This window comes from Paenibacillus sp. 276b (genome assembly GCF_900107875.1).
GTDB lineage: Bacteria > Bacillota > Bacilli > Paenibacillales > Paenibacillaceae > Paenibacillus > Paenibacillus marchantiae.
In genome coordinates, this window is the sequence record NZ_FNRR01000003.1 from 613,904 (window position 1) to 628,076 (window position 14,173).

A 14,173-nucleotide genomic window follows, 5' to 3' on the forward strand; every position below is an offset into this window, starting at 1 on the left:
AATAAGTAATTTAGCCTTCGAATTCAGATGTCCTGTGAAGTTGGAAACACCTATGTTATCAAAAATTCAGTTCTCAACATATCCTTCTGACATCCTAACTTTACTGTTAATTACATCTATCAGCACTCATAATCGGTCTATTATCCTACAACCATGTCTACGTTTTAATCATTTGATTTCATAATCGCAAGGTCATCCCGCCATTCATGAACCAAAAAAGAGCAGCTCACCGCTGCTCTTTCCTATTTCCGCCCATATTCACATGTGATGGACTTAAGCCAAATATTTCGCCATAATCTGCTCGACATCAAACGGGGTAATTCCTTGATCCACCGAATAGATCGTATCGGCCTGATCCATCGTGTCCACTAGTTCACCTCTGGCCTTGGCATGAAGCGTGAACAAGTCGTAGAGATCCGGTTTACGCAATTTTGTCAGGGCTTTGCCCATCAGGACCATCCCTTTTTGATTACCCTCGACATTATTGTAATATTCCGGGTGTCTAGTCAGTGCCAGATCCGTCCAAATGACCGTACGCTCCACTAGATCCATAATGACGGGAATGGCAATCTGTGTATCTGCCGTGATGTCAATCTTGTTAGCGACCGTGGACGGTTCGAAAATCTCACCAGAACCCGGCTTCTTCCGCATCATCCAGCCCACAAAGCATTCCGGCAAATCGCAATATGGATGACTCGTAAAGGAAAGCAGACTCGCCACCACATAACGTCCGCCATAAGCAACAATTGACGGTATATGCAGGTCAATGAACTCGCTCGCACCATGAGGCGCTGTCACGATATCCCCGCTGTGAACGGCCTTGTAGTTGGATGAACGCAGATTTGTATAGGAAATATGCTCCACATAGTTCCAATTCTCATCGTACATCACCGCAGACAGATCGATATCTACACGCCCCGTTGCTTGACTATTCACGTTCCCTTCCTTCCACCAGTTGAAGAAACGAATCGTATCTCCCTCGGCCATCGGCACCCGGCTTCCCCGAACAATCGTATGAAGGGCTTTGCTCGCCGATCTTTGCGAAAAGGGAACCAGATAATCATGGAGCTGTGGGTCGACATATGTCTTCCCAAGTGAAGGAAGGGCGGCGAAACGCTGCACCAGCGCCTGTTCACACATTTGCACAACTTCGTGACATGTGTCATCATCCATCTCGGGAAGCTGATTCGGAATGGCGAAAGCCTTCGCTACATTGCCTTTCGGGAAAAATACACGCAGATCCTGCGGTTCATTACGCCGGGCAAAATGCTGCTTTACCTGCAACAAAACCGGGGTCGATACGTGCTCCAGAATTTCTCCGAACGCCAGCAATACATATTCCTTATCCGTTGTAGAGCGCAACATGTGATCCAATCTTCTCGCAAATTCACCAGGGCGCTGCTTCAACAGCTCAATCAAACTCCACACATTCTGGTATTGGAAGGCAAGCTCCACACTTCCGTTAAAGGTCGTAAACGATTTGTTATTACGCAAGATATCAAAAGCTTCCTCGCATCGGGGGTACCGCAGCTTATATTCAGATGGATGCAGAATTTCGCCCAGTCGAATCCAGCGATCCTTGTAACGAAGCATGTCTTCCGTAATTGAACCGCATTGCTCCAGAAGACCAAGCAACAGGCGTCTCTCACGCCGCTTGAATTTACGGAAAGGCGAAGCTAGAGCCAGACTGACATCACCATCCGACCAGGCCACAGCAAGACGAAGGACATCCGTTGCCGTTCTGAAATACGGGCCGATTCGGTCGATATTGGCCTTTTCATACTTTAATAAGAAAGCTACTACGAACCCCACATTTTCCTTAAAAGGAATCTCGGCTGGCAACAGCGCATCTACTTCATCCGGTTCCGCATGTTCCAGCACCGTATCGATATCTGCTTTGTCTGTCTCCGAGATGGAGCCCTTCGCTTCGATCAGTTGGCACATGAGCGTCTGAAAGTCTGCCTTGTTTCCAAGGTCAATGACTTTTAGATTTATTTTATTCAGTAAAGGTACTCTTTCCACGGGTTCATGATTCGGATATACCAAGGTCAGATAATGAAGGATGGCATTCAGGTAGAGTTCCACCTCATCTTCCTCCATCACCTGCGCCGGGAATCCAGGGTACATCGGTTTGTAGTCCACATATGCACCGACCATGATTCTCAGATCATCCACAACCTGGGCCATCAATGCTTCAAATTGTTCCTTGGATAATGTTCGCACGGCTTGCATCAATTCATCGGAGAAGGTGTATCCAAGCGTTTCTATATTTTTAAGGGCAGTCGCCAAATAAACTTTCGGCAGCTGTTTCTCCCCTTGTTCTTGCTCGATCATGAGTTTCTTCGCTCTGCGCAAATAGATGGTATTGTTCATGATAAAAGAGTCCAGGAAAGCCATATCCCTACAATTGGTGGTCTGCTGTAGAAGGAAGGAATATGATAGCCTGGACGCCTCCTCTCTGAATTGAGATCTTCAGGAAAGCGGCGACCCTAAGTTCGCCAATGAAGTTAGAAGGAAGGATCGCCATAGCCTGAAGGCCAAAAGTCCGAAGCTTGTGACCCGAACCTTTGATAAACCCATCATCTCAGATTCCACGATCTCCCAACAGGGCGAAAGTATTACGACTGCCTTAATCGCGAAATAAATTATGTGTTTACAAGATCCTGTTAGCTCGTTGCTGAACACCACCGTTAAGGGGGATTGCTCAGCTATGCGTCGAATAGTTGGAAGAGAGATCTGTAACAGACGTTCAGGAATCTAAAATACGATTAGAGGATGGATAAGAAAATGAAGGCAAAACTTCAAACCCTATATAACGATTATCTCAATATAAAGTGGAAAAGAGGGCTAACGCCTGTCCATTCGGAGCCTTTTGAATATGGTTTATATGAAGACGATAGCGCAGGCTTATTCCTTTCCGGTCATTCTGAAGAAACCTTTACGAACTGGATGAGCGAGCTCCGTCCAGAAGATCCATACTATGGCAGCAAACCAATTGGGAAGCCCGTTCTCGCTGAAGTTTTTAACCAATTGGATGTATACGACGAACTCGTTTTGTATTATCTGCTCTTTACCTTAAATACCACCCTGTCCATTCATACGCATAACTCCTACAGCGCGATGAATGATTTTATGAAAAACTATAGCTTCTTTCAGCTCGCCCAACTGAATGGACTGTCCAGCTTAAAGGATCAACAGAAGCGTGAATTGAGAGACTTTTTCTTCTTTTTTTATCTTTATACGCATCCGGTTAACGAGGAAACCCTTTACGCCTGTTCGTTTAGCGGGAAGGACCTTATACATACCAAAACCGATATCAAGCTGGAGCACTACTTCTCGGCGTTTCACGACTACTACATCGCAAAACTAGATAAATATGGAGAGCAAATCCTCATCTCCCCACATGAAATACAGGCTTGCAAACATCTTACACTGGAGCTGATACGAACCATCGAGGGTAAATCTCCCAAGCTAATCATGCCCATGGAAGAAGGATTAGAGGCTGTAGTAGAATTAATTAATAACGTGGATCAAATGCTGCATATGTACGTGAAAAATAAGACTTTGCTGTTTGATGTCATGAGAGACTTTCTCGCTGACCCCCGTACCAGCCCCTATCGGGATCATTGCTTCACTACGCTGCTTCAGAACTATGTTTCATATATTCTGTGTTTTAACTTTGATGAGATTCATGCGTTGGTGGATGATTTCAGAGACACGCCAGAATGGTGCGGGATCGTCATCAATAAAATCTTTACGGATGCCATCTTTACTCATAAGATTATGAGGAAGAACGCTATTGAGATTACAGATTATCCGGATGTCATGGAGTTCTTTAACGAGGAATCGAGAAAGTTTTATCTGTAATTCGGAATAAAAAAAGAGCTAAGCACGGTTTTTAGCCGGCTTAGCTCTTTATCACCCGCATGGTAAACAGGTTACATACAGCTCGTTACATACGAACGACTGATTTCTCAGCCGTCAGTCCAAGCACCCGAGCGGTTGAAGCATGTACTTGGTTTAGAAGACTAAGATTGTCAACCAGTGATTCGCCATAGGAAGGAACCATTTCCTTGATCTTTGGTTCCCAGGCATCCATATGCTGCGGGAAGCACTTCTGGAGAATCTCCAGCATCACGTGAACAGCGGTTGAAGCCCCCGGTGAAGCTCCGAGCAATGCTGCAATCGAGCCATCCGCCGCAGTAACTACCTCCGTGCCGAATTGAAGGGTTCCTTTGCCGCCTTGAGCCGTGTCCTTAATCACCTGCACACGCTGGCCCGCCAGTACCATATCCCAATCCTCGCTCTTGGCATCTGGAACAAAGTCCCGCAATTCGGCCATGCGTTGTTCCTTGGATAACATGAGTTGTTGGATCAGGTATTTGGTTAGTGAAATTTCTTTGACGCCTGCCGCGAGCATCGTGAGCAAATTGTGCAGCTTCACGGACGTAATCAGATCGGCATTGGAGCCTGTTTTTAAGAATTTTGGCGAGAACCCGGCAAACGGTCCAAATAGCAGCGACTTCTGATTCTCAATAAATCGGGTATCCAAATGCGGAACAGACATTGGCGGAGCACCCACCGAAGCTTTTCCATATACTTTGGCATGATGCTGTTCCACGACTTTCGGATTTTTGCACACCATAAAGATGCCGCTAACCGGGAAACCGCCAATATGTTTACCTTCAGGAATGCCGGATTTTTGCAACAAATGTAAGCTGCCGCCCCCTGCCCCGATAAACACAAATTTCGCCGTATGGCGCTTGACTGCACCACTGCCCAGATCTTTCACTGTTAATTCCCAAGATCCATTGCTTGTGCGTTTCATATTCTTCACGCTATGTTGGTAGTGGATATCCACGTTTTGGCTCTTTAAGTGTTCCATTAGCATACGCGTTAAAGCACCAAAGTTAACGTCCGTACCGGAGTCAATTTTGGTGGCTGCAATCGGTTCATTGCCCGTGCGGTTTTTCATCATCAGCGGAATCCATTCCGCCAGTTTTTTCTTATTATCCGAGAATTCCATGCCAACGAATAACGGATGTTTCGATAACGCTTCAAAGCGTCTTTTTAGAAACAGGACATTCTGCTCTCCATGTACATAACTCAAATGAGGAAGCGGCATAATGAAGTCCCGTGGATTACGAATCAGATTGCTTTTGACGAGATAGGACCAAAATTGCCTTGAGATTTGAAAATGCTCATTCACCTTAATCGCTTTGCTAATATCTACGGATCCGTCTGGTCGTTCAACGGTATAGTTAAGTTCGCACAATGCTGAATGCCCGGTTCCGGCATTATTCCATTCGTTGGAGCTTTCCTCCCCCGCACTGGCGAGCTTCTCAAAAACCTTAATATTCCAGTCTGGTGCCAATTGTTTAAGCAAAGTTCCCAAAGTTGCACTCATAATTCCGGCACCAATCAAGATAACATCTGTACTCGTTTGTCCCTGGCTCATGTCTACCGTCCTTATATCCTATATTTGCCAAAAGGATGTAAGCGTTATCGATTTGGCATTGCAGCAAGCCCCATTCTTGAACAGGCCCGCCCCTTCTCTGAATGATATAACCTTGATCTAGTGTATCAATAATATGGGTCAATTTAAATATGCAATTTGAAGATATTTGCTATTCCATCAGTATACGCTAGTTTATGTCAGATAGATAACCCGGTTATAGGGCTGAAAGATTAATTTGTTCAATAAAAAGAGACAATTCTGCTTGCGTAGCCTGAATTGTCTCTGAAAGTTGGTTTTTGGGTCTTAATTTTATATCTACTCTTCGTAGTCATCCTCTAACTTGGGTATAAATGGCGAGAGAAAAGTGTCATGATGTTCCGTGATCCCGCCCCGAATTAATGAATACACCTTAAATTGATTGGAAAATTCCAAATCATCACTATCTCTTACATAAAGAACGCCATAAGAACCAGGAGCTATTTCCCCTACCTTTTTCAACACTTCGGTTGGATCATACTTTGATACAGGCTTGTGATTATTGAGACCCGCTATCCAAAGTTGAAAATCACCATTTACTGCTCTTAAGTCTAAAACGCCTGAAGGCCACTCTAACTCTTGCACATATTCTTTAAGCTGTTGAATAACCAATTCATATTGATCCTCATCTTCTTCAAACGAGGCACTCTCTCTAATTGTTGCCCATCCATGATACTCGTACATATTCTATCCATCCTCTCATAATTAAAGGGGTTTAGTATCGATGATTATTTCTACTTTGTATCTATCAGCATATTCATTTAATTGTCTTATCACTCTATCGTCAGGTTTGCCCTCAAAATGAAAATAAGCTTTTCTCCCTGTCTCAATGGCTGCTTCTATTGTAGCTTTAGCCTGTTTTCTAAATTGTTTATCTAAGCTATTTAATGGTGGCTTCGTTTGAGCAATATACTGATCACTTACTGTGTCAAATTCACGCCCATTAGGATCATTATTAAATTTAACTCTAGACTCACCACTGAGTTTTTCTGCTAACATATCAGCTGCTTTATCTTCTTTTGGAACCTTAACTAATCCACCAGAGTATTGTCCAGTGTTTGTTGCTATGGATTTGCTCTGTACATCAGATATTTTCACTTTTGTCGTCTCTGCTTTTGATTCAGCATTCTTTATATTATTCTTAATTTTTGCTGCCAAACCGGATGACGATGTTCGAAACGGTCCTGAACGTCCTGGAAAGCTCCCGCGAACCATCTGAATCGCCATAAACAGTTGGGCAAACTTTAGAGAGGTAACCATGGTTCGAGCATAAGAATCAGAGACTTTTTCTCCTGTATAGGGATGTATTCCGTTCTGGAATGCCTTGATCTGTAGTGAAAATATATCATCCCCAGGTGGTTCAACCTTCACACCTTCCATGCGATTAACATCCAGATGTCCATGATCCTTCTCATATGCCTGAAGGGCAGCCTGATCCGCATCACCATCCTCGTTGACAGGCATCCACACCCACTTTCCAAACATATTGATTCGTGCCATCCGATATCCCTTATCACCCGACCTTGAATCACCTGCTGAATTGGTCATGATTGCTGCGGCACCGACTGCTCCAGTTGCACCACCCAGACTTACCAACTGAGCATCTGCATACTGGAAGCGCGTAGCGATGTCCTTCAATTCCTTCGATGTATTCACCATACTCTCCAGCGCTTTATCCAGTATAGGGCGTGATTGCTCAAACTCATAGAAAAACCGCTCCTGCGTCGCACCCATCCACATTGTCTGAATGAACATGATCTGTCTCGTCAGATCACCACGTATACTCTCCAACTGTTGTCTGGCTTGATCCACCTGATTCGATACGTGATGTAGTTGTTCAGGGGTAACTTTGATTGTACTCATACGTTTCTCCGCTCATTTAAAATAGGATTAACCTATGTTAGCAGAAGTGTAATATGTAAACTATCCAGCTAACATCCTGATTTCACCATGGTAAAAACACAAGCTGTGCTCCTCATCGGTGCTATGGTCCTATATGCATATACCCACTTCAAGGCATATCCTACCATTTTCAGTAAATACCTTTCCTACTTCATTTCCTCCAACATCATCCTATACCGCACGATCTGCTCCCCTGTCGCCTCTTCCCGCAATGATTCCAACAATGCCGTGCACCTTATAAAATACCGATCCATCTCAAGCTTATACGCTAACCGAATCGCCTGCAAAATGAACTCCACGGCCTCCTGTGGTCTTCCCATCCACTGTTCATACAAAGCCCGCTGATAACAGTAATGGTACATATCATCGTTGTTTGAAGAATCCATCTCTCTGCCGTCGCCCTGTATCTGATCCCCAAACATATGTAAAACCCGATCAATCTTCCACCTATACCGCACTGCTGCTTCCGTAATCACTTTCAGACCTGTTAGCCATTCCTCCGGGTGCTCAAGCAAAAAGTTCACAAACTCCTCCAGCAGTTGCACCTGCCCGTCTTCAATCTCAAGAGCATACCGATTCACCTGTGCACGATGCCTAAACTCCTGCACTACCTGCATATCTGCCTCATCCAGCTCCTCCATCCACCCCAGCTCTGTATACTGTTCGATACACGCCCGCGCCTGATCCACCTGTCCCATCTTCTGGTGAGCCACGCCCCGCATCTGGAGGCTGAACCCGTGATAATAGATCAACGGATGCTCAGTATGGATGTACGGTAAAGGTAATCCCTTGGTACGGTGCTCCTGTCGCTCTTCATGAATGCACTGCACACATTGATATAACATGTCTGCCCTCTCCATCACCTTGTTCCAATTTTCAAAAGCCACAGCCATGTCCAACATTTCAACAATGATGTCTGGTTTGAGTGATTTTAGGATAGATGATCGCAAAAGAAGATCCTCCTTCTATATAGGTTACGTTAGGCTATTAAACCAAGTCATTTATGCCTTGAATAAAGTATCCTATCTATTTTCTTTTAGAAACTCCAAAGAAGTAGTACAATAAACCTAATATAGTACTTAATCGCAGTTTTTTCAATATGTTTTACTGTCTTTATAACCCTGCTAATTACTTCAATACTCTCCTAACCTTTAGGAGAGGTGGTTAATATGACAAAATTACGGAATTCGGTAGGAGAACGGATTAGAGCAATTCGTAAGGCGAAGGGTTTAACACAACAGCAACTTGCAGAACTTTCAGGATTGGATGATGCATATGTTGGTTCATTGGAAAGAGGAGAGCGCAATTTTTCAATTGATACGCTGGAGAAAATTGTTGTAGCTTTGAATGTACCCGTACAAGATTTGATAATGAGTATTGATAATGACAAAGAAAGTATGCTACGTCGTAATGCTTTAGATGAATATTCTGAAATAATTAACAATCTTAAAACAAAAGAGATAGTAATTGTTAAAAACATTTTAAAAGAATTGCGACGAGCCTTTGACTAAAATAGTAATAATAAATTAAAAAAACGCTAAAGAATAACTCGATAGCATTTTTTTATTATTAACCATCATTTTTTTCATCCAATCAATACTTTTTGATTAATCACTTACCAGTATAAGGATCTCTAGATACACTTTATTTATATACCATTTTTATTCTTCCCTTATGTAGATTCTTGAAAATCTTCATTTTATTTCATGAATCTACATGAAATAATTCTAAATAGATTTATTTTTATGAGAAAAAGGTTTTTTTACTATTTTCGAGAAGTTATATAGTGAATCTACAGACAATTAAGAACTAGAAAAGGAGTTATAGTTATGAGGAAAACAAAAATGAATTGGGATCAACTTCTTAGTGGAATAAGACTAAGGGATGGTAAAGTAAAAGATAGAACTGTACATAATGAATATGACTTAAGAAATGATTTTGATGATGATTACTCAAGACTTATCCATAGTTCCGCCGTTAGACGACTTCAAGATAAGGCGCAGGTTTTCCCACTAGATAATAGTGATTTTGTAAGAACAAGATTGACACATTCACACGAAGTATCAACCATAGGAAGATCGCTAGGGATAAGTATTGAAAGTTTACTTATTGAAGATGGAAAATTAAATAAAGATCATAAAGGAAAACTCAGCTCTTTATTAGCTGTTGCTGGTCTTTTGCATGACTTAGGCAATCCACCTTACGGACACTTTGGAGAAGCTGCAATTCAAAAATTCTTTAAATTGTGGTTTGAAAACAAAGGAGCGAAGTTTAAAGAAAATTTAGGAGAGCAAAAATATGCTGATTTTATAAATTTTGAAGGTAATGCACAAACCTTTAGATTAGCTTCTAAATTAAATAATCTTTTTGATGAATATGGCTTCAATTTATCAGTTGCTTCACTGGCAAGTATTTTAAAATACCCCCGCTCCTCAACTGAAGGAAATAAATCTGACAGTGATAGAAGAGATGATCAGTTGGGAATTAGTTATAAGAAATTCGGTTATTTACAAGCTGAGGCAGAAAGGTTTGATGCAGTAAAACTTCATACAAATATAGGTGAATCAAGACACCCTATTACATTCTTATTAGAAGCCGCAGATGATATTGCATATGCAGCTGCAGATATAGAGGATGGATGTAAAAAAAGAGTTCTTGATTACGAAATAATTAAGAAGACTCTTCAAGAATATCTTTCAGATGGAACAGAGGAAGAACAAGATTTGCTTCATTCATTTGTTACCACTTACGAGTATAATCTGAAGGAAGAACGTTCAGATAGATTAGATAACGCAGTACAAAATCTTAGAATTAAAGCTCAGGGTTTCATGATTAAGTCTGTTATTAAAGAATTTATATTAAACCATGATGATATTTTGAATGGTGTATATGACAAAGATATCATCATGGCTTCTGAAGCTCAAAATGTTCGTAAAGCAATGAAGAAACTTTCCTACATTATATTTGATAGTAAGGAAATAGTACTTCGAGAGTATGCTGGGGGAAAGGTAATTCAAGGACTTCTTGAAATGTTTGTAGAGGCTGTCCTCTCCGATAATCGAGATGACACAAAAACGGAAGAAGGAAAACTCTATTTATTGATCTCAGATAATTATAAAGATATAATGAAAAAATATTGTTTTGAGAGGGTTGGGGATCAACCAAGTATATATGATCGGTTGCTTCTGGTAACTGATTTTGTTTGTGGAATGACAGATTCTTATGCTCTCGAATTGTACAGGAGACTAAAAGGTATTACATTATAGGAGGAGTTCTTGTGATAAAGAACGAACTCATTTTTAATAATTCGTTACAAAGAATTGATAAATTAAAGTGTGAGTCTAAAGAAATAGAGGATTTATTTGATTCTTTAAGTAAAATTGGAGACATTATTATTGTTGGTGGGGCCTTGCGAGACTTTGCTTTGGATGATGCTCCTCGTGATATTGATATTATTATTGATAGTGATTCACCCGAAGACTTCAATGATGCTTTAAAAGAATTTGATTGTTACAGAAATAGATTCGGAGGATATAAACTCATTATTTCCAGTATCGAATTTGATATCTGGTCAATTAATGACAATTGGGCCTTCAAGGAAGGAATACACAATTCGAAATTTTCAAATATCTCAAAAGGTACTTTTTACAATTTTGATGCCATAGCCCTTAACCTCACTACACTTCAGTTAGATGCTGATATTTTTATTCAGACTCTTAATAATAAAATGCTAGACATTACTCTGGAAGAAGACTTTATTCCCTTGAATCCAACCCCAGAAGTCAATATAGTTCGAGCATTTAATATTCGAGAAGAGTGGGGCCTAAATTTCTCTAACAGAGTATCCAGGTATATATCAGAATGGTTTGAAACTACAGCCAGTCCGTATGAGGTATTACAAAAAGCAGAACTTAAGCATTATGGAAGAGCCACTGACCAAAATAAATACCGGTTAAGCTTATAATTTTCACAACCACCAATATGACAACAGAAAGCAGCTCTAACACATGTGTTAGAGCTGCTTTCTGTTGAGAGAAATTATCTAACAGATAATAAAATACATAGCCCTTTAAAGACATTCCTCTCTGATTAATATTATTGATACAAATCTTTTTCTATCAACAGACGTTTGAAATTCTTGTATACTGTTTCTTCAAATGCAGGAATAACTTTTTCGAAATCAGAGTAGATTGTTGGCAACATAGAAGGAATAATGATTTGTTTATTATACTTAGCAAATGGACCATCTGTTTCAAAAAGTAATCGGTTTAATGGCAATTTCTCAATTATCTTTTTCCCTCCTTTACTTACTAACATTTTAGGATTTAAAGAAAAATAATATCCCCTCTCATATATCTTTTCTAGAGTCGATAACTTACCACTATACCAGTGAAAAATTGCATGCTTAACCTTGTTCTTCTCAAGTATATCAAGTACCATATCTTCACTAAGTCTCGAGTGGATTGTATATACTCTCCCTTTATTAAATTTTGGTGAAGTAATGTATTCAAAGGCATCGATCTGTCTATTTTTAATTTCAAGATGTTCGCCATTGTAATCTAAACCAACTTCCCCTATGTATTTAGTTTTATTAACCCATTTGTTGAACAAAACTTCATTAAAACTATATTTACTAGCAACCTGCGGATGATAGCCTAAGCATAACCTCACATATTTGAAGTTTTGAAATGATTTATAATGCTTCTCGAAGAGTTCAGGTAAATTCGTTACAAACATTGTATAAATTTTCATAGACTCATACTGTTGCGCGACTAATTGAGGTTCCGGATAAAAATCAATATGAACATGTGTATCAATAAGGGTCATATTTCTCCATAAACCTTTCATATTCCTGAGCAAATGTGCTAAACATCGTTTCATTGCTCATTCTAAAATTAGAATTTTCTTCATAATATTTTTTTCTTATTAGTACTTCTGTGAAAATTTTTTACTCCTAATCAACTCATAATAATTTTTAAAATAGTTTAAATTACTCTCATAGTCTTTCCTATAAGCATCTTCTTTAATCATTTTGACCTTTAAGTTGTATGGGTGTTGGTAATTGACATCATATTTTTCATTATCATAAGCAGCAAGTGAAATTTTCCTTAAAAGACATGGAACACATATACCACACTGTCCGGAATGAGTCCTTTCAGGATGTGATCTTCCTTGACCACAAGTAAATGTATCCTTTATGACATTCTTAAATTCCCCATTCATATTGTCAACAATCTGACCCTTTGTATAAAACAAGAATGGGTGATTGATATTTATTGCTATGTTTAATTCACCTAATAAAGACCTATACATATATATTGTTTTAGGATGTGTGGTCTTGGTTGTATACCTATTATTCAATTCGGGATTAAGGGAAAGTATTCCGTTCTCGAATAAATATACATCACTTGCGGTATTAAAATATGCTTTTGCTATAGCTAATGCCAAATATAATAAAGATCTCGTAGATTGAATATAAGTTCTTTTCTTAACAATTGGTTTTTCAATCAATACTATCTCAGTGGCACTATCAAAAATCTGTCTATAAAATTTTGAGACTTCTACTTGTTTCGTTCTCTCCTCACTTTTGTTGATAAAACCTAAATAATCACTTTTCACATTATTCTTATAATTAAAAAATGCACCAGCGAAAGAGTCTAGTCCACCTGAGAATAGGGTTACACTATTCATCGAAGTTCCAATTCCATTGATGAAAAAAGGATCAGCATGAGTTCTATTATGCTCAAATTTTATTTTATATTGATCTTCTGAAACCCAATTGGCTATTTTCTCAACAAGCTCAATAATGTTGGTTTGAGACCAAAGATTGTAGTTGAAAACTGGGATATTTATCTTGATTGACCTCGGTTTATCATTATTTTTATGAGTCTCCACATCTTTAATATAAATAGACCCCATAACAGTCACAAGATCAATAATTAACGTTCCTTGATGTGAATAATTATAATTCACATCTTTAAGTAGAATCTCATAAATGTTAGATAAGGATATTTCTGACTTCATTAAAATTCACCGAAACTTGCGTTAGTGGTTTGGATAGATATCTCATTTAAAACTTTCCTCAGTGAGATTTTACGATCAATAAACTCATTAACTTTATCATAAACATTATTATTCATAATTCGGTCAGTCATATTTTTAACCATTTTTTGAATTAATTCATAATTAAGTTCATCATAAATATCTTTGATATTATCATTAAGTTCACCAAGTAGAATCTGATAAACTATTTCATAAAATAATACTTGAGCAAACTCATATATCTCAAATTCATCAATCTCAAAAAACTTACACATAACTATTTTAAGAGATTTCTCTAATATTTTAGAATTTATTGTAGTATCATTTTCGATCAAATCTAAAATCATTTCGAGAAACTCTTGTTGAGTTATGGAGTCTAGTAACAATTCTTCTTTTGATTTCCCCTTGAAACCCGAAGACTGTAATGACAAGAATTGTCTATGTATTATTCTTATAGAATTATCGATTATATCACTCTTATCAAATTTTTCATTAAGGATTTTTTCACTTAGAATTTTTTTACTAATCTCAGGCGCAGTTTCGTTTAAATTGGTCAAACTCTTGTTTTTTAACATTTTTTTGATTTCACTTGATAACTTTCTTTTTGAAGTTCCCATACATAAATCCCCCATATATTATTCTTTCTTAATTTAAAAAATTCTTATTATCTCATTTAAAAATAATACTTTCCATTCAAAAAAACACTATAATACATTGTTAAATGAAGCGTAGTGT

General features: G+C 39.0%; 12 protein-coding genes. 4 read left to right on the forward strand and 8 right to left on the reverse strand.

Annotated features, from left to right (window positions below; all coding sequences use genetic code 11):
• Positions 1–273: 273 nt before the first annotated feature.
• On the reverse strand, positions 274–2,373 hold the full coding sequence (locus tag BLV50_RS18695; RefSeq protein WP_090809450.1) for a TerD family protein: 2,100 nt from the start codon (positions 2,371–2,373) through the stop codon (positions 274–276).
• 414 nt (positions 2,374–2,787) lie between these two features.
• Between BLV50_RS18695 and BLV50_RS18700 the strand changes: the two genes are divergently transcribed.
• Positions 2,788–3,867, forward strand: coding sequence for a hypothetical protein (locus BLV50_RS18700; protein ID WP_072733896.1), 1,080 nt, complete (start codon positions 2,788–2,790; stop codon positions 3,865–3,867).
• Positions 3,868–3,952: 85 nt separating this feature from the next.
• Here BLV50_RS18700 and BLV50_RS18705 read toward each other — a convergent pair whose 3' ends face one another.
• The 4 genes from BLV50_RS18705 to BLV50_RS18720 form a co-directional block, all read right to left on the reverse strand.
• Positions 3,953–5,458: a malate:quinone oxidoreductase gene (locus BLV50_RS18705; protein WP_072733897.1), complete on the reverse strand. Its 1,506-nt coding sequence runs from the start codon at positions 5,456–5,458 to the stop codon at positions 3,953–3,955.
• Positions 5,459–5,773: 315 nt separating this feature from the next.
• Positions 5,774–6,178 carry an Imm7 family immunity protein gene (locus BLV50_RS18710; RefSeq protein ID WP_090809349.1) on the reverse strand — a complete coding sequence of 135 codons (405 nt, stop codon included), beginning with the start codon at positions 6,176–6,178 and terminating at the stop codon, positions 5,774–5,776.
• 21 nt (positions 6,179–6,199) lie between these two features.
• Positions 6,200–7,357 (reverse strand): WXG100 family type VII secretion target, encoded by a 1,158-nt coding sequence (locus BLV50_RS18715; protein ID WP_090809350.1) that lies wholly within the window; start codon positions 7,355–7,357, stop codon positions 6,200–6,202.
• Positions 7,358–7,542: 185 nt separating this feature from the next.
• A complete protein-coding gene (locus tag BLV50_RS18720) occupies positions 7,543–8,346 on the reverse strand; it encodes a hypothetical protein (protein ID WP_090809352.1) in 804 nt (267 codons plus the stop codon).
• 219 nt (positions 8,347–8,565) lie between these two features.
• Between BLV50_RS18720 and BLV50_RS18725 the strand changes: the two genes are divergently transcribed.
• The 3 genes from BLV50_RS18725 (at position 8,566) to BLV50_RS18735 (ending at position 11,360) form a co-directional block, all read left to right on the forward strand.
• A complete protein-coding gene (locus BLV50_RS18725; protein WP_090809354.1) occupies positions 8,566–8,907 on the forward strand; it encodes a helix-turn-helix domain-containing protein in 342 nt (113 codons plus the stop codon).
• A gap of 318 nt (positions 8,908–9,225) precedes the next feature.
• Positions 9,226–10,662, forward strand: a complete 1,437-nt coding sequence (dgt, locus tag BLV50_RS18730) for a dGTP triphosphohydrolase (protein WP_090809356.1) — start codon at positions 9,226–9,228, stop codon at positions 10,660–10,662.
• An 11-nt stretch (positions 10,663–10,673) separates the two neighbouring features.
• A complete protein-coding gene (locus BLV50_RS18735; protein WP_090809358.1) occupies positions 10,674–11,360 on the forward strand; it encodes a hypothetical protein in 687 nt (228 codons plus the stop codon).
• 131 nt (positions 11,361–11,491) lie between these two features.
• Here BLV50_RS18735 and BLV50_RS18740 read toward each other — a convergent pair whose 3' ends face one another.
• The 3 genes from BLV50_RS18740 to BLV50_RS18750 form a co-directional block, all read right to left on the reverse strand.
• Positions 11,492–12,244 carry a TatD family hydrolase gene (locus BLV50_RS18740; protein ID WP_256337990.1) on the reverse strand — a complete coding sequence of 251 codons (753 nt, stop codon included), beginning with the start codon at positions 12,242–12,244 and terminating at the stop codon, positions 11,492–11,494.
• Positions 12,245–12,322: 78 nt separating this feature from the next.
• Positions 12,323–13,420: a 7-cyano-7-deazaguanine synthase gene (locus BLV50_RS18745; RefSeq protein ID WP_090809362.1), complete on the reverse strand. Its 1,098-nt coding sequence runs from the start codon at positions 13,418–13,420 to the stop codon at positions 12,323–12,325.
• Complete coding sequence (locus BLV50_RS18750) at positions 13,420–14,055, reverse strand: hypothetical protein (RefSeq protein ID WP_090809363.1); 636 nt, start codon at positions 14,053–14,055, stop codon at positions 13,420–13,422. The genes BLV50_RS18745 and BLV50_RS18750 overlap by 1 nt, the downstream gene beginning before the upstream one ends.
• Positions 14,056–14,173: the final 118 nt, after the last annotated feature.

Coding starts and splice junctions, on each gene's coding strand:
- BLV50_RS18695 (WP_090809450.1), bottom strand. CDS start 2,373: ATGAACAATACCATCTATTTGCGCAGAGCGAAGAAACTCATGATCGAG.
- BLV50_RS18700 (WP_072733896.1), top strand. CDS start 2,788: ATGAAGGCAAAACTTCAAACCCTATATAACGATTATCTCAATATAAAG.
- BLV50_RS18705 (WP_072733897.1), bottom strand. CDS start 5,458: ATGAGCCAGGGACAAACGAGTACAGATGTTATCTTGATTGGTGCCGGA.
- BLV50_RS18710 (WP_090809349.1), bottom strand. CDS start 6,178: ATGTACGAGTATCATGGATGGGCAACAATTAGAGAGAGTGCCTCGTTT.
- BLV50_RS18715 (WP_090809350.1), bottom strand. CDS start 7,357: ATGAGTACAATCAAAGTTACCCCTGAACAACTACATCACGTATCGAAT.
- BLV50_RS18725 (WP_090809354.1), top strand. CDS start 8,566: ATGACAAAATTACGGAATTCGGTAGGAGAACGGATTAGAGCAATTCGT.
- dgt (WP_090809356.1), top strand. CDS start 9,226: ATGAGGAAAACAAAAATGAATTGGGATCAACTTCTTAGTGGAATAAGA.
- BLV50_RS18740 (WP_256337990.1), bottom strand. CDS start 12,244: ATGAAAGGTTTATGGAGAAATATGACCCTTATTGATACACATGTTCAT.
- BLV50_RS18745 (WP_090809362.1), bottom strand. CDS start 13,420: ATGAAGTCAGAAATATCCTTATCTAACATTTATGAGATTCTACTTAAA.
- BLV50_RS18750 (WP_090809363.1), bottom strand. CDS start 14,055: ATGGGAACTTCAAAAAGAAAGTTATCAAGTGAAATCAAAAAAATGTTA.